We start from the raw sequence: 19,356 nt of genomic DNA on the forward strand, positions 1-19,356 counted from the left end.
TGCGCTTATTTCGTGGCGGTGCGGTATTCATGGGAAAAGCTGGGGTCGTAGAGCTTGGACAAGCTGTACTGATCCCCCAGAAAATCCCCCACTAAGATCTGAGCTGTTTTGGTGATCCCCGCTTCCGATACCTTATCTGCAATGGTGGAAAGGGTCCCCAGAACGACCTTCTGATCTGGCCAGGTCGCCCGCTGGACCACAGCAATGGGGGTGTCCGGACGATAGTGCTTCATGAGACGAGCCGCCACCTCATCGATCATCTGGACGGAAAGAAAAATAGCCATGGAAGCCTGGTGGGCCGCCAGGGATTCCAGTTGTTCCTTTTCCGGTACCGGGGTTCGGCCTTCCAACCGGGTACAAATCACGGTCTGGGAAACATCCGGCAGGGTAAATTCTTTTTTCAGCACGGAGGCAGAAGCGGTAAAGGAGCTCACCCCGGGTACGACCTCATAGGTGATGCCTTCCCCTTCCAGGCGATCCATCTGTTCCCGGATCGCGCCGTAGATGGAGGGATCTCCGGTGTGTACCCGAACCACCCGTTTACCCTGGGCCACGCCATCCTTAATGACGGTAATGACTTCATCCAGGGTCATGGAGGCTGAATTGTGGATTTGGGCATCGGCCTTATGGCCTTCTAACACCCCTGGGTTCACCAGGGAACCGGCATAAATAATGACATCTGCTTCATCCACCAGGCGTTTGCCCTTTAGGGTGATCAACTCCGGATCCCCTGGTCCGGCTCCAATTAAATAGACTGTATTTGTACTCATAATATCTCCTTTACGTCTTTGGCACCCCGGGCATGCTCAACGAACATTTCCTGGATCGCTTTATTTTCTCCAATTCCCTTGAGATGGCATACCACCTCATAGCCCTGGGCCATTAATTGGCTTTTCCAGGATTCATCATCCTCCCCGGCCATGTCATTTTGGGCATGGTCCCCGGCGACAATCATAAAGGGCATTAAATGGACTCGTTTATAGCCGCCGGCTTCTAATTTCGGCAGAATATCCGAAAGCTCTGGAAAGCCCTCAACGGTTCCCATAAACACCCCTGGATAACCGTGATGCTTAAAATAATAATCCATGGCGGGGTAGGCACTATTGGCGTGGTGATCTGTCCCATGACCCATAAAGACACAGGCTTCATCCGCCGACAACTCCGGGATATCCCCTGCGAGGATTCGGGCCACTGCCTCAAAATCCTCCTGGGTGGTTAGCAGCGGAACCCCCAGGGTCAATGTTTTAAAATCATGGGCGTATTGTCTGAGCTCCGAGAGGGTCAAATCGTACTCGTAACCGTTAATGACATGGGTGGTTTGGCAAACCACCTCCTCGTAGCCTTCGGCCTTTAGGCGTTCCATGGCTTCTAAGGGCGTATCCACAGCCTCACCATCCCGATTTTTAAGCTTTTTAATAATCATCCGGGCAGTAAAAGCCCGGTAGAAATCATAGTCAGGATAAGCTGCCTTTAGGACATCCTCAATGGCTCCAATGGTTTTCGCCCTGGTTTCGGGATAGGAGGTCCCGAAGCTGATGACAAGGAGTGCTTTCTTACCCATGGGCCAGTTCCTCCAGGGCCGCCCGATGGTCGGCAATGGTCTGGGCCACATCCTCTTCGGTATGGGCCGCGGAGAGGAAGATGGCTTCAAATTGGGAGGGTGCCAGTAAATTGCCGGCTTCCAGCATCGCCCGGAAATACCGGGCGTACTTTTCAGTATCGCTGGTCATCACCGAGGAAAAATCCACAATAGGAGTATCCGTGAAGAACTGGCACATCATCCCCTTAAAACGAGTAATTTGTGCAGCGATTCCCGTGGCTTCAATATTGGCTTTAAAACCCTTTTCCAACTGGATTGCCCGGGCTTCCATGGCATCGTACACCTCGGGATGAGCCTTTAAATACCCCAGGGTATTGAGCCCCATGGCCATGGCAATGGGGTTGCCGGAAAGGGTGCCGGCCTGGTACACCGGCCCGGTGGGGGCCAGCTTTTCCATAATATCCCGACGTCCGCCAAAAGCTCCCACAGGCATTCCGCCTCCGATGATCTTACCCAGGGTCGTTAAGTCCGGAGTAATGCCCATGACCTCCTGGGCACCACCGTAGGCCACCCGAAATCCGGTGATGACCTCATCAAAGATGAGGAGGGCACCGTTGTCCTCGGTTATTTTCTGAAGGCCTTCCATAAAGGCCTGGGTTGGAGGGACCACCCCCATATTTCCAGCCACAGGCTCCACGATAATGGCGGCAATCTCCCCGTCATTTTCGCTAAAGAGGGCTTTAACAGAATCCAAATCGTTATAGGTGGCCACCAGGGTATCCTGGGCTGCACCCTCGGTAACCCCGGCGCTGGTGGGAACCCCAAAGGTCAGGGTACCAGACCCGGATTTAACCAGGAGAGCATCGCTGTGGCCGTGGTAGCATCCCTCAAATTTAATGAATTTATTCCGGCCGGTGTAGCCCCGGGCCAGGCGAAGGGCTGACATGGTGGCCTCGGTGCCAGAGTTGACCATCCGCACCATGTCCATGGAGGGATAGGCGTCACAGATCAGCTCGGCCATTTCCACTTCAATTTCCGTGGGGGCACCGTAGGTGTTTCCTTTGGCCAGGGCTTCTTCGATCCCCTGATAGTAAATGGGAGAGCTGTGGCCTAAAATCAAGGGACCCCAGGAACAGATATAATCCCGATAGGTGTTGCCATCGGCATCGGTGATGTGGGACCCCTTGGCGTGGTCTACAAAGACCGGGGGCATTCCCACGGAGCCAAAGGCCCGGACCGGGCTGTTGACCCCCCCGGGGATGGTTTTACAGGCCCGGGTGAAGAGTTGTTCAGACTGACTGTGTTCCATTTATTGGTACGCTCCAATCAAAGCCTTGAGTTCCTTGGCAAAATAGGTGATGATGATGCCGGCACCAGCACGTTTGATACACAACAGGCTTTCGTAAATGGCCCGTTCATCCAGTAATCCGGCATCCACTGCATTACGGATCATGGCATATTCCCCGCTGACCTGGTAGGCGGCCATGGGCAGGAAGGAAAGCTCCTTGGCCTTGGCGATGATATCCAAATAGGGCATGGCAGGCTTCACCATGACGATATCCACCCCTTCCTCCACATCCAGGGCCACTTCCTTCATGGCTTCCTCCACGTTGGCAGGGTCCATCTGATAGCTCTTCCGATCCCCGAAAGCCGGCGCAGAATTGGCGGCATCCCGGAAGGGGCCGTAGAAGGTGGAGGCGTATTTCGCCGAATACCCCATAATGGGAATACTTTCAAAGCCAGCCTCATCCAGGGCATCCCGCAGGGCCTCTATATGGCCGTCCATCATATCCGAGGGGGCGACCATATCCGCCCCGGCCATTGCCTGGCTCACGGCGACCTTACACAGGGTTTTAAGGGATTTATCCCGCTTAATCTCCCCATTACCATGGAAGAAGCAGCAGTGACCGTCACTTTTGAATTCACACAAACACACATCGCAAATGACGTACATTTCCGGGTCCACGGCCTTAATGGTGCGGACTGCTTTCTGAACGATGCCATCCTCTACAAAGGCTGGGGTAGCTTCAGCATCCTTCTCATCCGGCACCCCGAAGAGGATGACATAGCGGATCCCCAGGTCCTTGAGCTGTACCACCTCAGCTTCCAGCATATCCAGGGACAGATGGTACTGGCCCTTCATGGAGGGGATCTCCCGGCGAATGCCTTCCCCATCCACCACAAACAGAGGATAAACCACATCCTCCATGGAGAGGGTAGTTTCCCGGATCAGGCTCCGGACGGCCGCATTCTTACGTAATCTAGTGGGTAACATGGTCTTTCTCCTTTTTCATTTCAAGCATTGCCTTTAACATTCCGTCAATGGTATATTCCGCGGCTTCAAGATCCACGGACAGTCCCAAATCCACCATTCGCCCTGAGGTCACCGGCCCGATGGAGACACAGACCGCAGATTTTGTCAGGGTAATGTTTTCAGGACCGATTTTCTCCACAAAGAACTGTGCCGTGGTGGAGCTGGTAAAGGTGATATAGTCAATGGCCCCTGATCTAAGCAGGGCCAGGGCATCCACATCATCCTGGGTTTCCCGGATGGTCTCATAAATGGGGATTTCCTCCACCGGGCAGATTTTAGCCAGCTCTTCGGCCACCAGGACCCGGGCATTTTTAGACCGGGGCAGCAGCACCCGGCTGTGGACGCTTAGCAGAGGCGCTAAGCCTGCCACCAGCTCCTCGCCCACATATTTTTGTGGCACGAAGTCCGGCACGATGCCATGGGCCTTTAACAGGTCTGCCGTAGCCTTCCCAATGGCGGTGACATGAAGCCCCCCAAAGGCACGGCTGTCCATCCCTGCGGAGGCCAGGGCCGAGAAGAACAGCTCCACCCCATTGACACTGGTGAAGATGATGTGGGTGTAATCCGATAAAGTCGGAAGCACCGCATCCAGATGTGCCATGGCCTCTGGTATCGGACTGATCTTAATCGTGGGATATTCGATGGTAGCTGCCCCCAAATCCTGGAGCTTTTTCACCATGGAGGATGCCTGGGTCCGGGAACGGGTGACTAAGACGGTCTTCCCAAAAAGGGGACGATTGTCGAAAAACCGCAGCTTTTCCCGCTTACTGACCACATCCCCCACCACAATAAGGCTGGGGGCGGTGATCTGGGCGGCGGTGGCAATCTCAGAAATGGTGGCTAAGGTCCCCGTGACCACCCGCTGTTCAGGGGTAGAGGCCCGATGGACCAGGGCCGCCGGACGGGTGGCCTCCATACCGTTTTCCATGAGCCTTTCGGTAATCTTCTGGAGGTTCTCCACGCCCATTAAAAAGACGATGGTCCCCTTTGATTTCCCTAAAACCGGCCAATCCAAATCGTTATTATCTGATTTCAGATGTCCGGTCACCACCTGGAAGGAGGAGGTGCAATCCCGATGGGTAATGGGAATGCCGGCATAGGCCAGTCCCCCAATGGCTGAGGTAATCCCTGGGATTACCTCGAAGGCTACCCCGGCATCGTAGAGGATTTCCCCTTCTTCACCGCCACGGCCAAAGACGTAGGGGTCTCCCCCTTTTAAGCGTACCACGGTTTTCCCAGCTTGTCCCAGCTCCACCAGAAGGGCATTGGTTTCATCCTGGGTGCGGTAATGGTTGGAGGACCGCTTGCCCACATAGTATTTTTCACAGTCAGGCCCCACATAGTTTAAGAACTCTGGATTCACCAGGGCATCGTAGACCACGGCATCACAGGTTTCCAGCTTTTCCCGGGCCTTGACCGTCAGCAGTCCCGGGTCCCCACAGCCGCCCCCGGTTAGATATATCATTCCGCTCATCCATCCACCTGACCTTTCATGGCAATTGCCAATTGATTTCCGATTTCTGCTGCCTGACGGGCATCCCCCCTGAGGGTATCCGCCACCAAACGGCTGCCGTCCTCGGTGCCGTACAGCCCGTGGAGGCAAATGCTGCCGTCCTCAGTCAGCTCACAATAGGCTCCGATGGGGATATGGCAATCCCCATTAAGTCCCACCAGGAATCCCCGTTCCGCTTCCATCTGGACCCGGGTCCGGTCATCACAAACCGTAGCCATGAGGGCCTTAACGTCCTCGTTATCCTCCCGGATTTCCACCGCCAGGATTCCCTGGGCCGGGGCACAGACAAAGGTGCTGGGATCCAGGGGGATCACATGGTACTCTGGCGCATCGTACACGCCGATGCGGCGCATCCCCGCCGTCGCCAGGATGATCCCGTCTAATCCCTGCTCCTGCATCTTTCGGATGCGGGTATCGATATTCCCCCGAATCCCCACAATTTCTAAATCCGGACGCAGGGCCTTAAGCTGATAAATCCGACGCTTACTCCCTGTGGCCACCACCGCCCCTTGGGGCAGGTCCAAAACACTGGTGATGGCATGGGGGGTAACCAGGACGTCCGAAGGGTCCTCCCGCTTCGGTGGTACTGACAGGGTCAGGCCCTCTGGCAGGGATGAAGGCATATCCTTCATACTATGGACCGCCATCTGGATTTCTCCGGATAGCAAGGCATCCTCCAACTCCTTGGTAAAGAGGCCCTTATCCCCAATGGCATCCAATGCCTTATGTTGGATGGTATCCCCCTTGGTGGTGATGATTTTAAGTTCAAAATCCACCTGGGGATTAGCTTTTCGGAGGATATCCAGCAGCCAGTTGGTTTGCACCACTGCCAGCTTACTCCCCCGGGAACCGACTATAATTTTCATTGCTCCTTCTCCCACTCTTTCTGTAATTCGTCCACACTCATTGCTGCCTGGGTCCTTAAACGGGCCTGCTTTTCATCCTTATCCAGGGATGATGCCAGGGTTCTTTGCCGCAGCTTTTTCAAATAGGTCAGCCGCAGGGCGTAGCTTTCATCGTAACGCATCCGAAGCTCAGACACAATGGCCTTAGTCAAGGTCGGGCTGGCCCCCTCGGTACATACTGACAAGGTCAGGTCCCCCCGGCGAACCACCGATGGAAAGATAAAATCCGAAGCCCCAGGATTATCCACGCAATTCACCAGGATTCCCCGGGCTTTACAATCCGACACAATTTGGGCATTGACTCCGGCATCGTCCGTTGCCGCAACCACCAGGGCCATTCCCTCTAAGCACTCCTGGCCATAGTTTGACAGGCATAGGGTTGCTCCGGCCACTGCCTCCACAGGAAGGTCCGCCGTAACCAGGGTGAGGGCACAGCCAGCTTCAGCCAAGGTCCTTGCCCGGCGGCATCCTACGCTCCCACCGCCAACCACCAGAGCCTTTCGTCCCTCTGTGGTGAAAAGCAGGGGTAGGCGCCCGGCCATTACTGCCCCTCCTGGGTCAGGAAGGCAATGGTTTTTTCAAAACGCAGGATGTCATCCTCATTATCCAGGGTTTTCAGCTGGCGAATGGAGGGCATCACCATTTCTCTGAATTTCGACCGGACAATTTTTGACAGGAATTCTTCCTCCTTCTCCGTCAGCTTCAAGCGGCCATTTAAAATCTCGATGGTTTCGTCCGCCAGCTCTCCGGCATGGCTATTAAAATGGGCCACCATATTGTCCACCTTGGATTTGGTGATCCACACCATGAGCCCATCAATTTCGCTGTCGATTTCTCCCTCAATCTTTGCAGCGATTTGTTCCCGGTAGTGCATCTTTTCATCGATGATATGCTTAAAATCATCCACGGTAATCAGATCCACGTCGGGCATCTCACTAATGGCTGGCTCCACATCCCGGGGAAGGGCCATATCGATGATCATCAGGGGCTTTTTCCGCTTGGTCATCAGCTCCTGTTTCAGGACCACGTGGGGGGAGGCCGTAGCGGAAATGACCACGTCCATTTCCTCAATGGCAGTGTACCGATCATCGTATTGGAGGACATTCACTCCTTTGTATATCCCCCGGTATTCGTCCCCGGGGTGGTAGGTCCGGTTGGTCATATACACCGAGTGGAATCCCTCGGCCGCCATGTAGCGCAGGGCCAAAATCCCCATTTTCCCGGAACCGATGATAAGGACCCGTTTATCCGCGTAATCCGCGTAGGTTCGTTTGATGTGCTTCACCGCCGTAGAGCTTAAAGATACCGGGGTTTCAGAAATTTTATACACTGTTTTAACTTTTTTGGCAAAGGTAACGGCCTCCCGAAAGATCTTGGTGAGATATTTTCCGGCCCCCCCCACGGACTGGGCTTTTTCCAGGGCATCTTTAGCCTGTCCCAGAATCTGGTCCTCTCCTAAAATCATAGAGTCCAGCCCTGTGACCACCCGGTAAAGATGGAGCATAGCCTCTCTTTCCCTGTAGCTAAACAGATAATCCTCAAGCTCTGGGGATTTCGCCTTTAGGTAGTAGTCCTTCAGAACAGCCAGGGCCGCCTCTGGGTTCCGGGTGGCGGCATAAATTTCACTGCGGTTACAGGTGGAAAGAATCAAAACCTCGGCAATGGCCGCCTCATGTTTCAGGGCCTCAATGCCTTCCTTCAGGGTTCTGGTCATAAAAGAGCCCTTCTCCCGGATGTTTAAGGGCGTATTCTTATGGTTGATCCCCACGACGACGATCTTCATCCTACTCTTCCTTCTTTCCTGCGGTAATAATGAAAATGGGGTTGGCCGCCTTCAGCATCGTCAGACCCCCTACCCGTTCTCCCCGGGTAATGCCCACCTGTATGATTTCCACATCCTCAAACCGGGCCTCCAGGGCTTCCTTTGCGGCACAGGCATTCTCCAGGGTTACAAAATTACAGACCAGCCGTCCACCGGGTCTTAGGTGGCACCGGCACCAATCCAGTATTTCCGTCAGACAACCGCCAGTCCCCCCGACAATGACCTTATCCACCTCATCCGGCACCAGGGAAAATCCCTCGGGGGCAAAGTGGGGAATCAGGGTGACGTTTTGGGCGTCGAATTCCTCGGCGTTGCGTTCCACCAATTCCTGGGCATCCTCCTTCCCTTCCAATGTCCAGACGTGTCCGGCATAGGCGGCATGGGCAGCCTCCATGGTGAGTCCCCCGGTCCCTGCTCCAATCTCCAGGACCACATCATCCTTATTAATGCCCAACAGGGCGATGGTGAGGACACGGATTTCCCGCTTCGTCATGGGGGCCTTCCCCCGGACGTACTCACTATCCTTATACGCTGCAATTTCACTCATCGGCAATCACCACCACAGACATCCCCTGCTCTTCAAAGGAGAGTGCCTCTTGAACACTGAGCCGGCAAATCCGCTCCTCGGGATAGGATAGGTTCTCGCCGACGTAAATCCATTTGCTATCGTATCCGGCATCCACCAGCATTTTTGCGATGGCCGCCGTGTTCTGCTCCGCATCCGTCAGAACCCCCAGGGTCCCTGTCAATGTCAGACGGGCAATGAGATCCTGCTTACGGCCGTGGAGGCTCATGAGCTGAGCATCCTGCCAGGGCATCCTGATCTTCGCAAAAAGATATTGAAGGGATGAAATCCCGGGAATCGCCTCGATATCCGTCACAGGAATGACCTTCTTGGTATAGGACAGCAAGCTGTAAAACCCACAGTCCCCGGAAACCACAATGGCCGTCCGCCGATTCTTATATAAATACTTCGCCTGGGCCATGAGCTCCGACAGGGGCTTTCCGCCGCCAATGAGCAGGATTTCCTTGCCCTCGGTATCAAAGCTTTCCAAATGGCGCTTGCCGCAGAGAATGACCTCAGCCTCTGCAATAGCGGCCTTTGCCACCGGCAATATGTAATCGGGATGGCCTGGTCCCAGGCCGATCACCTTGATTGGTTGCATATGCGTCCTTCCATTTCCTTTGCGCCTGAGCTGGCTCCTAAATATCCATGGGCTTTGGAGAAGAGAACCACCTCAATGTGGATATTACCATAGACCTTGCCTTCACAGCGCTTCTTAACGGCCTCAGCCAAATGGTCGAAATACCCGGTCAGCCCTGCCTCCAGCAAATAATCTGTGGCCTCATCAGTGGTGGTACTCCCCATGATCTTAGCCACACAGGTCTGATCTGCCCCCAGCAGCGCCCCATGGGCCGCCAGGATTTCCATCCGCCCGTCGCACACCCCGCTGTGGGTATTGAAGAGTCCTCCAGCCACCTTTACCAGCTTTCCCAAGTGGCCCACAAAAAGAATTTCTGAAATATCAAAGCCCTCGGCTTCTTCTAACATATAGCCCACGTAGTTACTGGTTTTCACCATACGGTTTTCCGGCAGTCCTTGTTCCAGAGCAAAGTCCTTGCCGTAATTACCGGGAATAAAAATGATGGGGTCCATTTCCTGGGCCTTGAGCATGGAAATCTCCAGTTTCATGGAGGCCTTCAGGGCGTCCTCACTCATGGGCTCTACGATTCCGGATGTCCCCACAATGGATAATCCCCCCTGGATACCGAGCTTGGGGTTAAAGGTGCGCTTGGCTAATTCCACCCCATCTGGAATGGAAATTTCTACCTCAAAGCCCCCTTCATACCTCTGCGCCTGCATGATTTTCATCATTTCCCGGGTAATCATCTGGCGGGGTACCGGGTTGATGGCCGGCTCTCCCACCGGAACGGATAGCCCCTTCAGGGTCACCACACCAACACCGACCCCAGCAGAAAAGCGGATGCCTGGCTCATCCTGGGAACGGACCGTGACGTAAACCTTCACCCCATTGGTGATATCCGGATCGTCACCAGCGTCTTTAATGACACTGCACCGGGCCCAGCCCTCCCCCACTTCTGGGTCATGGAGTGTTAAATCCAGGGGCCAGCCCTTGGGGGTATCGATAATCACGTGCTTCACCCGGACTCCGGTTAAGAGCATCCGTGTGGCCCCGGCAGCAGCTGCCGTGGCGCAGGAGCCGGTGGTATAGCCGTAGCGCAGGCGCTTTCCACCCTTCTCCACGTATTTTTCAAACACGGTCATTCCCCCAAATCGTAATCTTTTTTAATCAGCACCGTGGAAAGGTAGGGAATCTTCCCGGCGAGGACCTCGATATCCCGGACCACGCTCTGGGTATCCATGCCGATATTGGACACCAGGATAAATTGTTTTTCTAACCCCCGGGCTTTTAGCTCCTCGGCCAGCTTGGCATTATCTGCGGATACCTTCATGACGACGATATTTTTATGGGCATCCAGAATGGCCCGAATTTCTTCCATGGGCTGGGTCATGGCCACCACTCCCAGGGATTCTTCCCCCTGGGTCAGGGGGATACCCACCTGGGCAGCCAGGTTACAAAAGGAGGGAATCCCAGAAAGGGTAACCACCTCAATATCCCGTTCCACAAGGAATTCCATGATGTAGGAGTAGGTGGAAAATACCATGGGATCTCCCAGGGTCAGAAACACCACATCCTTGCCATCCTTTAACATCTCCTCAATGGCATCGGCATTTTCCGCCCATTGCTTCTTTAAGGTTTCCCGCTCAGCGGAAAGGGAGATCATGGGGAAATTCATTTCAATGACTTCCGTCCCCTGGGGGATATGGCTCTCGACAATGCGATAGGCAATGCTGGGCTTGCCCATCTTCTTGGTGGGGGTCACAATGACATCCGCCCCCTGAAGAATCTTCAGGGACTTGACCGTAATCAGATCCGGGTCCCCAGGGCCGACACCCAGGCCATAAAAAGTTCCTTTCATCTTACCACTCCCTTCCCAATTGATAGAGCATGGCATTAAGGATGGCTGCCACCACCGGGCTGCCACCCTTTCGTCCGTTGATGCGGATATAGGGGACCTCCAGGGCATCTAAGGCGTCCAGAGCTGCCTTGGATTCTGCCGCCCCCACAAAACCAATGGGTGCCCCAATGATCAAATCCGGCTTACCCTTCCCCTCCTGTATCGCCTCGATGAGGCGATACAGGGCTGTGGGGGCATTGCCGATGGCAAAGATACCCACCCCTTCATCCCCAAGGGCCTTTTCCATGGCTACCGTGGAGCGGGTGACCCCCCGGGCGGCAGCTTCTGCCCGAACGTCCTCATCGTGGACATAGTTGACAATTTCCACCCCCTGCATCTCAGCTGCCCGTTTATTAACCGCCACCTTAATCATGCTGGTGTCCGCATAGATTTTTTTCCCTTGGGATAAGGCTTTTATGCCCTTGGCCACCGCATCGTTTTTAAACTCCACTAAGTCCGCATACTCAAAGTCTGCAGTCGTGTGAATGATGCGCTTAACGATCTCCGCGACCTCTTTCGGTAATGGCCGTCCCAGCTCTTCGGTGATGATTTCAAAGCTGCGCTTTTCAATTTCCTGAGGATTGTTGATATATTCCATGTCTCGTCTCCTTTATAATTGGTTCCTGAATCCATATTTCCCTGTATTGCCATTACACCTGAACACGGGTCTGCAATCCCCCGGAAATAATATTCTTTAAAAACAGGGCATCGTAATCAGCCTTGGGAATCAGCCCTAAAAAATCTCCCATGAAGCCCTGATAATCAAACTGGTTGTCGGTGTACATCACGCCGATAACCGTTCCACTGTGGCCAGTGACCACGCCGTGTCCCCCATAGGCCTTGGATAAGGCGATAAGGGTCTCTAAATGGGGCTTGTGGATAATCTTTTGATTGAGCCTGGCGCTTTCAGTGCAGGCGGCCCCAATGCGGTCCAAATCCCCGGCGGCAATGCCCTGGTTAAAGGCCTGTACCACCTGGGTAAAGGCTTCGATATCCCCGGCATCGTACCCCTCCATCTGTCCGTGGAAGCCCACGGTATTCACCCGGCCGCTAAACTCCACAATGAGGATGGGCGTTTCCAAATGGGTGTGATAATCCGCCAGGATCTGGCCCCCCACATGGTTGAAAAGATTGAGCTCCGGGTACATGATATTGTCCGTGGGCTCAATGGCGATGCACAGCTGTGCGATGCGGTCGGCATCCAGTCCCAGGTCATAATAGACCCCCAGGCCCTGGGCCACCGCCGCCAAATCCGCAGTGGAGCTGGCCATCCCCCTCTCCATGGGGATTTCCGAATGAAGGGATATATTGATATTGTGCTTCTCACTCCTGGGGAGGCCGTACTCCCTGAAAATGAGATCCAACATATCCGCCGCCTTATCATTCATCATCCGGGTGGCCCGTCCCTCGGCAATGGTCACCGTGGAGTATAAATCCACAGGGCAGGACACCAGGCAAGGGTCTGGTCCCACCCGTCCCTGGATGAACTCCCCACAGCTTCCCGGGGCTTTAACCTCTACCTTTCGCATGCTTGACCTCCATAGCCCCATCCAGCAGAGCGATGAGGAATTGTGGATTACTGTAAAAATGGATGTGGGGATACCCGGCGATGGTATTCTTCTTCACATAACCGCACCGCCATTGTCGATTGCCCTTAGAAACTGTATAGGCTGTGGGCAAGGCCTCCTCTGCTTCCACCAGGCTGTGGTGAAATTCATGGGCCCGGGTACAAATACTCTCTCCCCGGATTTCAGCCAATACCTCAACATACCCAAAGCGCTGGAGCCTCTCGGTCATGACGGTACGGGCCGGCAGAAAACCAATGCCCTCTGTGGGATCTGTGGTTTTATCCGCCAACCATTGGGTTAGTACCATCAGTCCCCCACACTCCGCAAAGCAGGGCAGCCCCGCCTCCAAAGCCTGGCGGGCGTTTTCCCGAAAAACCCCGTTGTCTTCAAATTCCTTCCCAAATACCTCGGGGAAGCCCCCGCCGATATAGAGGCCATCCAGATTATCCGGCAAGGCCCCATGGGCCAGTGGACTAAAGAACACCAGCTCCACCCCCAGCACTTCCAAAGCGGATAAATTGTCCTGGTAATAAAAGTTAAAGGCCTGGTCCCTGGGGATTCCGATTCGCAGGCCCTTATACTGGCCGGCCCTGCTTTGAAAGGGATCCGCCATCAATCCCTGGGGGCCTATTGTCTCGGATAGGGATAACATTTGGTCCAAATCGATATGGGCCTCGGCCAGGGCTGCCGCCTGATCCACCTTCTTCTGAATATCCACCAGCTCATCCACCGGAATCAGTCCCAGATGCCGGCTGTTCACTGCAAGCTCCGGACATTCCGGCATCCACCCCACACAGGGGACCCCGGCATGGGTCTCGATCATTTCCTTTAACAAATGATAGTGGCTTTCTGAGGACAGTCGATTGACAATAACCCCTGCCACCCGGACCTCGGGATCGAAATCCACATAGCCCTTCACCATGGCCGCTGCAGATTTGGACATCCCCCGCCCATTGATGATGAGGAAAACCGGAATACCCAGCACCTTGGAAAGATAGGCACTGCTCCCCACATCATCCTTCACGCCATGGCCATCGTAGAGCCCCATTACACCTTCCACCACACCCACGGCATCTTCCGTCATTTTGCCATAATGCAGAAGCCGAACCGTTTCAGGGTCCAGCATCCAGGTATCCAGGTTAATGGATGACCGCCCGGTGACAAAGGTGTGGAACATGGGATCGATGTAATCCGGCCCGGTTTTAAAGGGGGTAACCGCCTCACCTCTGGCCCGCAGCGCCGCCATAATGCCCATGGTCACTGTGGTCTTCCCTACATTGCTGCTGACCCCGGCCAGCATGAAATCTTTCATGGTTTCCTCCCAATCACAAAAAAATCCGCCATCCCTATGTATTTTGGGAAGACAGACTAAAAAAAGCGCTCAATTAACCCACTTCTCCCACCGAGATGATTCCTTGACTTTATCATCCTGCCCAGGTCTCCTGACTTTTGCTTCATCCTGACCCTCCCCTTCCCATCCCATTTTGGAACAGTGGTCTCGGAGGTCTCGTCGGCAATCACAGTAGCGGGGGCTGTAGCGGTTTTTACCGCTTTTCCTGCACAGCATGAACCTTATTCTTATTGATTACGTTTATAGTACCACAATTACGACACACATTCAACGAAAAACATCAACGGTTCCAGAACCTTTACCCTAAAATAGATCCACTCACTTTTACTCTCCGATCTGTAAGAAAAGATTGGTTTTTTTTCATGAATTTGCTATGATTAAACAAAGGATGAATGGTATTGTGGAAGAGAGGGTTTTATCAATGCAAAAAACAGAATCAACCGAAAATTATTTAGAACGAATTTTAATGCTCCGACAGGAAAAGGGAAATGTACGGGCCATCGACGTGGCCAACGCCCTGAATTTTTCCAAGCCCAGCGTCAGCATTGCCGTGAAGCGGCTTCAGGAACAAGGTTATCTTGTGGTAGACCATGGACACTGCCTGAAGCTAACACCCTCGGGTGAAGCCATTGCCCAGAAGATCTACCAGCGCCATTGTAATCTGGCAGCGCTCTTTATGGCTGTTGGCGTCAGTGAAGAGCAGGCCACCACAGATGCCTGTATGATCGAGCACGACATCAGCGAAGAAACCTACCAATGTCTATTAGCCCACTACAAATCACATTTTAAGGGCTAAGGGCGGCTACTTCAAAAGGATTTTCCGAAAATCCCCTACCGTCTTTGGATAAGGGCCTTCCTGGGGCCAATTCCCGCTTTCAATCATCGCATCCCGGACATCCAATAAAATGGGCTTTTTCAAATTGGCCTTTATGCGAATGTCCTCATTAGAGAAGATGGCTTCGGGAGTTCCGTCGGCAATAATATCTCCCCCGGCAAAAACAATGACCCGCTTCGCCCAACGATAGGCAAAGTCCATATCGTGGGTAGAAATCAGCAGGGTCTTTCCCTGATCCACCAGCTTACTCAGGACTTCCTCCAGCATGACAGCATTCAGGGGGTCCAGGGATGCCGTGGGTTCATCAAAGATAATGACTTCGGGGTGCATGGCGATAATATCCGCAATGGTGATGCGTTTCTTTTCCCCACCGCTGCAATAATGGGGCGCCCGATCCCTGAATTCCATGAGATTCATATAATCCAGGGCTTCATCAACCCGGCGGACCACCTCATCCCGGCTGAGCTTTAGGTTCATGGGTCCAAAGGATACCTCCCCCATGACGGTGGAGGCGATAATCTGATTATCCGCATCCTGGAAAACGATGCCTACCCCCTTGCGCAGGGTATTCAAATCCTTCTTATTGCGAGTGATCGTCTGGCCCTTAAAGCGAATCGTCCCCTCATCGGGAATGAGTACTCCATTGATGTTTAAAAAGAAGGTGGATTTGCCGGCTCCATTGGAGCCCACCACAGCAATCCGCTCCCCTTGCCGGATATCAACGGTGATTCCGTTGAGTGCCGCATTTTCCCCAGAATAAGCATATTTCAAATCTGCGATTTCTAAAATCGATTCCTGCATTTCATTCACCTCATCGTTGCAATCCAAACCACCACTAAGTAGATGACCACCAAAGCTGCTAAAATAACCTGTTTGGCCACCAGAGGTTTTTTGTCCTCCAGAAACTTTAACTCCCCATCATAACACCGGGCCTCCATGGCATCGTAAAATTGCCCGCCACGCTTCATCGAGACAATAAGGAGATTTCCTGCAGTATTCCCAAAGGAATAGATGGCACGCTTATACGTCGTATAACCTAAACGGGATTCTGCAGAATTGCGCATTCGGGATTGGGTATCCATTAGGATAAAAATATAACGGTACATGATATTCATCAGTTCTACGATGAGCATGGGGACATGGAGACGTCGCAGCACACTGAAAATTTCCCCGGACATGGTCGAGAGTGACATCATGTACATGGCACTGACTGCACCAAAGGCCTTTCCCCATAAATTAATGGTGGTCCCCAGGCCTTCCCGCGTAACGAAAACGGTAAACCATCGGCAGTCCAGGTTCACCAAAGACTCAGGGGCTGGCCCCCAGGAGAAATTCACCAGAATCACGATGCTCCCAATAATCAGAAAAGCAATGGGAATGGCAAGGAGCTCCAAATATTTTCTGAAATGGATCCCCCCCAGGATCACCGTCACAAAGGTGGTAATCAGAATAACGCTGATGGAAACGTAAAGATTATCCGCCACCACGCACATCAGCAGCAGGATGATGGCAAAGCCCACCTTAAATCCAGGATTCACCCCGCCAAGCTTTGAGGTATAGGCATAAATATCAATGGAAAGGGTCGATTCCCCATGCTTATGTCCGAAGCCACGATGGTGATGGTGTCCATTACGGACACCATCCTTCATTTGGTATATGCATCCAACCAACAGCACCAGGAGAGGTGGAACCAGCCACAATAATTTTACATCCATAGTGCCTCCAATCTGACACAACTTCCCTAAAAACCGTCAAAGCCAATTAAAAGGGGCTATAAATCCTGATCTTCCTTACCCAGCTTCTTCCGCTCCACAAATCGGCCGAGAAAAAAGGCCAATATTCCAACGCCAATCCCAGTCTGAACACAGAAAATCATGGATTCTACCTCTCCAGGCAGCTCCCCATTCAGAGCCTGCTCCAGCACCGGAGTAAACCAAGGTTCATATTCCTGTCCCTGGATTTCACTAATCATCTCACTCCCGGCATCATCCGATCCGCCAAATTCTGCCCCCTGAAGCATAAACAGAGGAACCAAGGCAATGAGAACTACTGCGATTAAAATGATAATAACGGTTTTCTTATTGCTTGCAGTCATTATTTTACCTCCTCAATAAATCCAATGGCTTTCAGTTCCGGGCTGGCATAGGATTCCAGTGCAATAACGATAACCACAGACAGCAGCCCCTCAATAATGGCCAGGGGCACTTGAGTTGGGGCAAACACCCCCAGGAATTTAATGGCCGATGCCATCACACCCCCAGATTCCGAAGGATAGGCCATGGCCAGCTGGAATGCCGTCACACAATAGGTAAATAAATCCCCCAGGGCACAGGCAACAAACACACTGATTTTTCGGTTCCATCCCAGTTTTTTCCCCAGGGCGTAAAGGCCAAAGGACACAAAGGGCCCTGCAATAGCCATGGAAAAGGTGTTTGCCCCCAGGGTGGTCAGTCCCCCATGAGCTAAAAGGATGGCCTGAAACAAGAGCACGATAATCCCCAGAATACTGACCGCCGCTGGTCCAAAGAGAATGGCGCCCAGACCGGTCCCCGTCATATGGGAGCAGCTACCGGTTACTGATGGAATCTTTAGCGACGAGATAACAAAGATAAAAGCCCCTGCCATAGCCAGCAAGGTAATGGACTTCCGATTCTCTGATACCGTCTTTTTGATGGAAAAGAATCCCCAAACCAAGAAGGGAATGGAAATGACTCCCCAGAGCACACAATACCCTACCGGCAGATATCCCTCCATGATATGCATGGCACCCGCCACCGGCATAATACCGAAGCACAGGGAGAAGGCTGCGGATGCAGCAACAATCCACTTTTGTTTCTTATTCATAAGAAACCTCCTGAAATAGATTTATAATAATTGCTGCAGTCTTGTATGCGTATGACTTATTTCGCGCTTTTGTCACCTTTCGCAAAAAAACCTCCCCAGCACACTGAGGAGGCTTTGAAATACAAAACGTCGTATCTCTAAAACAAACTAAATCGGAGTGCTTTTAGAAAGCCGCCGTGGTGATATTCTGGCTAATCAATATCATCTGTCTTCGCCTTCCCATCCTTTGACAGTGGCAATGAAGACAGCATTTTGAAACACAGATGCGATTACAGCAGAGGATTCCAACCTCTTTCCCAACACACGGAAGCAATTATTATATTAGCTTAATTGTATCTCTTGGGCCTTTGGGTGTCAAGAGAAACCGTTTTTTATTGTGCCAATCATCCCCAGAAAATCGTCATGATCATCAATCATAACCACCTCCCGCTGACGTTTTATATCCTCCAGAGCCTCTGCCACCAATCCTCCAGTAAAATCGCCTGACAATACGCTCCGATGCATCACAATGGTTCCCTTAAAATCCGACAATCCCCGAAGATTTTCGATATTTCCGGTGCCAAAGGGAACATCCGCCACTAAAAGCACATCCGCCCCTGACATCAGGGCCAGATTCTTTCGCTGATCCTCTGGAGACACCGCCATAAAGGGTGGAATCACTACCATTTCCAGGCCCAGATACTCTGCCATCCGCCAGTCATCGCTCCCCTCATTCACCACCCCCAGGGTGACATGGTGGCCCATTTCAGACAACTCATCCAAAATCCGAACCGCCCCGCCACCACCGCAAATCACATGAATGGACAAAGGATTTTCCACTTGCTGGGGCTTTAGCACCCCGATAGGAATCACCTCGGGTTTTTCGAAGAGGGTATTCTCTCGAATCAGCATCCGCATATTGTACAACAGGCGCATATTATCATCCACAATAACAGCCTCCGGCGGGCCATCCGCCACCACCTGTCCGTCATTAATCATAATAAGCCGCCCGCAATACCGGGAGGCTAGATTCAGATCATGGAGCACCGCCACCACCGTCATGCCGGATTCCTTATTGAGGCGAACGATCATTTCCATGACCTCGATTTGATGATGGACATCTAAAGCCGAGGTGGGTTCGTCCAGTAGGATGATTTCCGGCTCCTGGGCGATGGCCCGGGCAATAACCACCCGCTGCTTTTCCCCGCCGGAAAGCTCATTAAAGAGTCGCCCTCTAAATCGCTGTGTCCCCGTCACGGCCATGGCCCGGGTCACGATATCCCGGTCCTGGTTCCCCTCCCGATCCCGAAAGCCCAGATAGGGGTTTCGGCCCATCATCACAATATCCTCCACATAAAAATCGTAGTCGATGGCAAAGTGCTGGGGAACCACCGCCATCCGCCTGGCCCGCTCCCTCTGGGAAAGGCCGGCATTATCCTCTCCCTGGACCCAAATCTGCCCTGCAGTAATGGGCAATAAACCGGACACCCCCTTAAGGAGGGTCGATTTCCCCGTTCCATTGGAGCCAATCAGCCCAACGAACTCCCCTTCATGGATGGTCGCTGTAAAGCCCTTGATGATTTCCCGTTCTCCATACCCTGTATGAACACCGTCGAAGCGCAGTATTTCCTTGGCATCCATGG

21 protein-coding genes and 2 riboswitches are annotated in these 19,356 nt (G+C 52.9%); of the genes, 1 reads left to right on the forward strand and 20 read right to left on the reverse strand.

Going from position 1 to position 19,356, the window contains the following annotated elements; all coding sequences use genetic code 11:
- Positions 1-5: 5 nt before the first annotated feature.
- From cobM to BLU30_RS07365, 15 genes are read right to left on the reverse strand one after another with little or no spacing between them, the layout of a single operon-like run.
- Positions 6-770 (reverse strand): precorrin-4 C(11)-methyltransferase, encoded by a 765-nt coding sequence (gene cobM, locus BLU30_RS07300; RefSeq protein WP_090245063.1) that lies wholly within the window; start codon positions 768-770, stop codon positions 6-8.
- On the reverse strand, positions 767-1,561 hold the full coding sequence (locus tag BLU30_RS07305; protein WP_090245066.1) for a sirohydrochlorin cobaltochelatase: 795 nt from the start codon (positions 1,559-1,561) through the stop codon (positions 767-769). The genes cobM and BLU30_RS07305 overlap by 4 nt, the downstream gene beginning before the upstream one ends.
- Complete coding sequence (gene hemL, locus BLU30_RS07310) at positions 1,554-2,849, reverse strand: glutamate-1-semialdehyde 2,1-aminomutase (protein ID WP_090245069.1); 1,296 nt, start codon at positions 2,847-2,849, stop codon at positions 1,554-1,556. Before hemL ends, BLU30_RS07305 begins: the two co-directional genes overlap by 8 nt.
- Positions 2,850-3,815, reverse strand: a complete 966-nt coding sequence (gene hemB / locus BLU30_RS07315; protein WP_090245071.1) for a porphobilinogen synthase — start codon at positions 3,813-3,815, stop codon at positions 2,850-2,852.
- Complete coding sequence (gene cobA / locus BLU30_RS14340) at positions 3,802-5,328, reverse strand: uroporphyrinogen-III C-methyltransferase (RefSeq protein WP_207647993.1); 1,527 nt, start codon at positions 5,326-5,328, stop codon at positions 3,802-3,804. Before cobA ends, hemB begins: the two co-directional genes overlap by 14 nt.
- On the reverse strand, positions 5,325-6,233 hold the full coding sequence (gene hemC, locus BLU30_RS14345) for a hydroxymethylbilane synthase (RefSeq protein ID WP_207647994.1): 909 nt from the start codon (positions 6,231-6,233) through the stop codon (positions 5,325-5,327). Before hemC ends, cobA begins: the two co-directional genes overlap by 4 nt.
- Positions 6,230-6,814, reverse strand: a complete 585-nt coding sequence (locus BLU30_RS07325; RefSeq protein WP_090245072.1) for a precorrin-2 dehydrogenase/sirohydrochlorin ferrochelatase family protein — start codon at positions 6,812-6,814, stop codon at positions 6,230-6,232. The genes hemC and BLU30_RS07325 overlap by 4 nt, the downstream gene beginning before the upstream one ends.
- On the reverse strand, positions 6,814-8,055 hold the full coding sequence (gene hemA, locus BLU30_RS07330; RefSeq protein WP_090245075.1) for a glutamyl-tRNA reductase: 1,242 nt from the start codon (positions 8,053-8,055) through the stop codon (positions 6,814-6,816). The genes BLU30_RS07325 and hemA overlap by 1 nt, the downstream gene beginning before the upstream one ends.
- 1 nt (position 8,056) lies before the next feature.
- Complete coding sequence (cbiT, locus tag BLU30_RS07335; RefSeq protein ID WP_090245080.1) at positions 8,057-8,641, reverse strand: precorrin-6Y C5,15-methyltransferase (decarboxylating) subunit CbiT; 585 nt, start codon at positions 8,639-8,641, stop codon at positions 8,057-8,059.
- Positions 8,634-9,260 (reverse strand): precorrin-6y C5,15-methyltransferase (decarboxylating) subunit CbiE, encoded by a 627-nt coding sequence (gene cbiE / locus BLU30_RS07340; RefSeq protein WP_090245082.1) that lies wholly within the window; start codon positions 9,258-9,260, stop codon positions 8,634-8,636. The genes cbiT and cbiE overlap by 8 nt, the downstream gene beginning before the upstream one ends.
- Positions 9,242-10,381, reverse strand: coding sequence for a cobalt-precorrin-5B (C(1))-methyltransferase CbiD (gene cbiD / locus BLU30_RS07345; RefSeq protein WP_090245085.1), 1,140 nt, complete (start codon positions 10,379-10,381; stop codon positions 9,242-9,244). The genes cbiE and cbiD overlap by 19 nt, the downstream gene beginning before the upstream one ends.
- A complete protein-coding gene (cobI, locus tag BLU30_RS07350; protein WP_090245087.1) occupies positions 10,378-11,097 on the reverse strand; it encodes a precorrin-2 C(20)-methyltransferase in 720 nt (239 codons plus the stop codon). Before cobI ends, cbiD begins: the two co-directional genes overlap by 4 nt.
- A gap of 1 nt (position 11,098) precedes the next feature.
- Positions 11,099-11,734 carry a precorrin-8X methylmutase gene (locus tag BLU30_RS07355; protein ID WP_090245090.1) on the reverse strand — a complete coding sequence of 212 codons (636 nt, stop codon included), beginning with the start codon at positions 11,732-11,734 and terminating at the stop codon, positions 11,099-11,101.
- A 52-nt stretch (positions 11,735-11,786) separates the two neighbouring features.
- Positions 11,787-12,665 (reverse strand): GHMP family kinase ATP-binding protein, encoded by an 879-nt coding sequence (locus BLU30_RS07360; protein WP_090245092.1) that lies wholly within the window; start codon positions 12,663-12,665, stop codon positions 11,787-11,789.
- Complete coding sequence (locus BLU30_RS07365; protein WP_090245095.1) at positions 12,646-14,016, reverse strand: cobyrinic acid a,c-diamide synthase CobB; 1,371 nt, start codon at positions 14,014-14,016, stop codon at positions 12,646-12,648. The genes BLU30_RS07360 and BLU30_RS07365 overlap by 20 nt, the downstream gene beginning before the upstream one ends.
- Positions 14,017-14,118: 102 nt before the next feature.
- Positions 14,119-14,287: riboswitch (cobalamin riboswitch) on the reverse strand.
- A gap of 189 nt (positions 14,288-14,476) precedes the next feature.
- Here BLU30_RS07365 and BLU30_RS07370 point away from each other — a divergent pair.
- Positions 14,477-14,851: a metal-dependent transcriptional regulator gene (locus BLU30_RS07370; RefSeq protein WP_090245096.1), complete on the forward strand. Its 375-nt coding sequence runs from the start codon at positions 14,477-14,479 to the stop codon at positions 14,849-14,851.
- A gap of 6 nt (positions 14,852-14,857) precedes the next feature.
- Here the strand turns inward: BLU30_RS07370 and BLU30_RS07375 are convergent, their stop codons facing one another.
- The 5 genes from BLU30_RS07375 to BLU30_RS07395 all read right to left on the reverse strand — a co-directional run bounded on the left by BLU30_RS07375 (position 14,858) and on the right by BLU30_RS07395 (position 19,354).
- Positions 14,858-15,691 (reverse strand): energy-coupling factor ABC transporter ATP-binding protein, encoded by an 834-nt coding sequence (locus BLU30_RS07375; protein ID WP_090245098.1) that lies wholly within the window; start codon positions 15,689-15,691, stop codon positions 14,858-14,860.
- Between the two features lie 5 nt (positions 15,692-15,696).
- Positions 15,697-16,605 (reverse strand): cobalt ECF transporter T component CbiQ, encoded by a 909-nt coding sequence (gene cbiQ / locus BLU30_RS07380; protein WP_242873540.1) that lies wholly within the window; start codon positions 16,603-16,605, stop codon positions 15,697-15,699.
- A gap of 56 nt (positions 16,606-16,661) precedes the next feature.
- Positions 16,662-16,985, reverse strand: coding sequence for an energy-coupling factor ABC transporter substrate-binding protein (locus tag BLU30_RS07385; RefSeq protein WP_090245100.1), 324 nt, complete (start codon positions 16,983-16,985; stop codon positions 16,662-16,664).
- Positions 16,985-17,734, reverse strand: a complete 750-nt coding sequence (locus BLU30_RS07390; protein ID WP_090245103.1) for an energy-coupling factor ABC transporter permease — start codon at positions 17,732-17,734, stop codon at positions 16,985-16,987. The genes BLU30_RS07385 and BLU30_RS07390 overlap by 1 nt, the downstream gene beginning before the upstream one ends.
- A gap of 160 nt (positions 17,735-17,894) precedes the next feature.
- A riboswitch (cobalamin riboswitch) is annotated at positions 17,895-18,056 on the reverse strand.
- A 32-nt stretch (positions 18,057-18,088) separates the two neighbouring features.
- A complete protein-coding gene (locus BLU30_RS07395) occupies positions 18,089-19,354 on the reverse strand; it encodes an ABC transporter ATP-binding protein (protein WP_090245106.1) in 1,266 nt (421 codons plus the stop codon).
- Positions 19,355-19,356: the final 2 nt, after the last annotated feature.

It is taken from the genome of Eubacterium barkeri (assembly GCF_900107125.1).
GTDB classification, from domain to species: domain Bacteria; phylum Bacillota; class Clostridia; order Eubacteriales; family Eubacteriaceae; genus Eubacterium_O; species Eubacterium_O barkeri.

Bases quoted from the DNA above. Each gene is read 5' to 3' on its own strand.
- cobM (WP_090245063.1), bottom strand. From the start codon at position 770: ATGAGTACAAATACAGTCTATTTAATTGGAGCCGGACCAGGGGATCCG.
- BLU30_RS07305 (WP_090245066.1), bottom strand. From the start codon at position 1,561: ATGGGTAAGAAAGCACTCCTTGTCATCAGCTTCGGGACCTCCTATCCC.
- hemL (WP_090245069.1), bottom strand. From the start codon at position 2,849: ATGGAACACAGTCAGTCTGAACAACTCTTCACCCGGGCCTGTAAAACC.
- hemB (WP_090245071.1), bottom strand. From the start codon at position 3,815: ATGTTACCCACTAGATTACGTAAGAATGCGGCCGTCCGGAGCCTGATC.
- cobA (WP_207647993.1), bottom strand. From the start codon at position 5,328: ATGAGCGGAATGATATATCTAACCGGGGGCGGCTGTGGGGACCCGGGA.
- hemC (WP_207647994.1), bottom strand. From the start codon at position 6,233: ATGAAAATTATAGTCGGTTCCCGGGGGAGTAAGCTGGCAGTGGTGCAA.
- BLU30_RS07325 (WP_090245072.1), bottom strand. From the start codon at position 6,814: ATGGCCGGGCGCCTACCCCTGCTTTTCACCACAGAGGGACGAAAGGCT.
- hemA (WP_090245075.1), bottom strand. From the start codon at position 8,055: ATGAAGATCGTCGTCGTGGGGATCAACCATAAGAATACGCCCTTAAAC.
- cbiT (WP_090245080.1), bottom strand. From the start codon at position 8,641: ATGAGTGAAATTGCAGCGTATAAGGATAGTGAGTACGTCCGGGGGAAG.
- cbiE (WP_090245082.1), bottom strand. From the start codon at position 9,260: ATGCAACCAATCAAGGTGATCGGCCTGGGACCAGGCCATCCCGATTAC.
- cbiD (WP_090245085.1), bottom strand. From the start codon at position 10,381: ATGACCGTGTTTGAAAAATACGTGGAGAAGGGTGGAAAGCGCCTGCGC.
- cobI (WP_090245087.1), bottom strand. From the start codon at position 11,097: ATGAAAGGAACTTTTTATGGCCTGGGTGTCGGCCCTGGGGACCCGGAT.
- BLU30_RS07355 (WP_090245090.1), bottom strand. From the start codon at position 11,734: ATGGAATATATCAACAATCCTCAGGAAATTGAAAAGCGCAGCTTTGAA.
- BLU30_RS07360 (WP_090245092.1), bottom strand. From the start codon at position 12,665: ATGCGAAAGGTAGAGGTTAAAGCCCCGGGAAGCTGTGGGGAGTTCATC.
- BLU30_RS07365 (WP_090245095.1), bottom strand. From the start codon at position 14,016: ATGAAAGATTTCATGCTGGCCGGGGTCAGCAGCAATGTAGGGAAGACC.
- BLU30_RS07370 (WP_090245096.1), top strand. From the start codon at position 14,477: ATGCAAAAAACAGAATCAACCGAAAATTATTTAGAACGAATTTTAATG.
- BLU30_RS07375 (WP_090245098.1), bottom strand. From the start codon at position 15,691: ATGCAGGAATCGATTTTAGAAATCGCAGATTTGAAATATGCTTATTCT.
- cbiQ (WP_242873540.1), bottom strand. From the start codon at position 16,605: ATGGATGTAAAATTATTGTGGCTGGTTCCACCTCTCCTGGTGCTGTTG.
- BLU30_RS07385 (WP_090245100.1), bottom strand. From the start codon at position 16,985: ATGACTGCAAGCAATAAGAAAACCGTTATTATCATTTTAATCGCAGTA.
- BLU30_RS07390 (WP_090245103.1), bottom strand. From the start codon at position 17,734: ATGAATAAGAAACAAAAGTGGATTGTTGCTGCATCCGCAGCCTTCTCC.
- BLU30_RS07395 (WP_090245106.1), bottom strand. From the start codon at position 19,354: ATGGATGCCAAGGAAATACTGCGCTTCGACGGTGTTCATACAGGGTAT.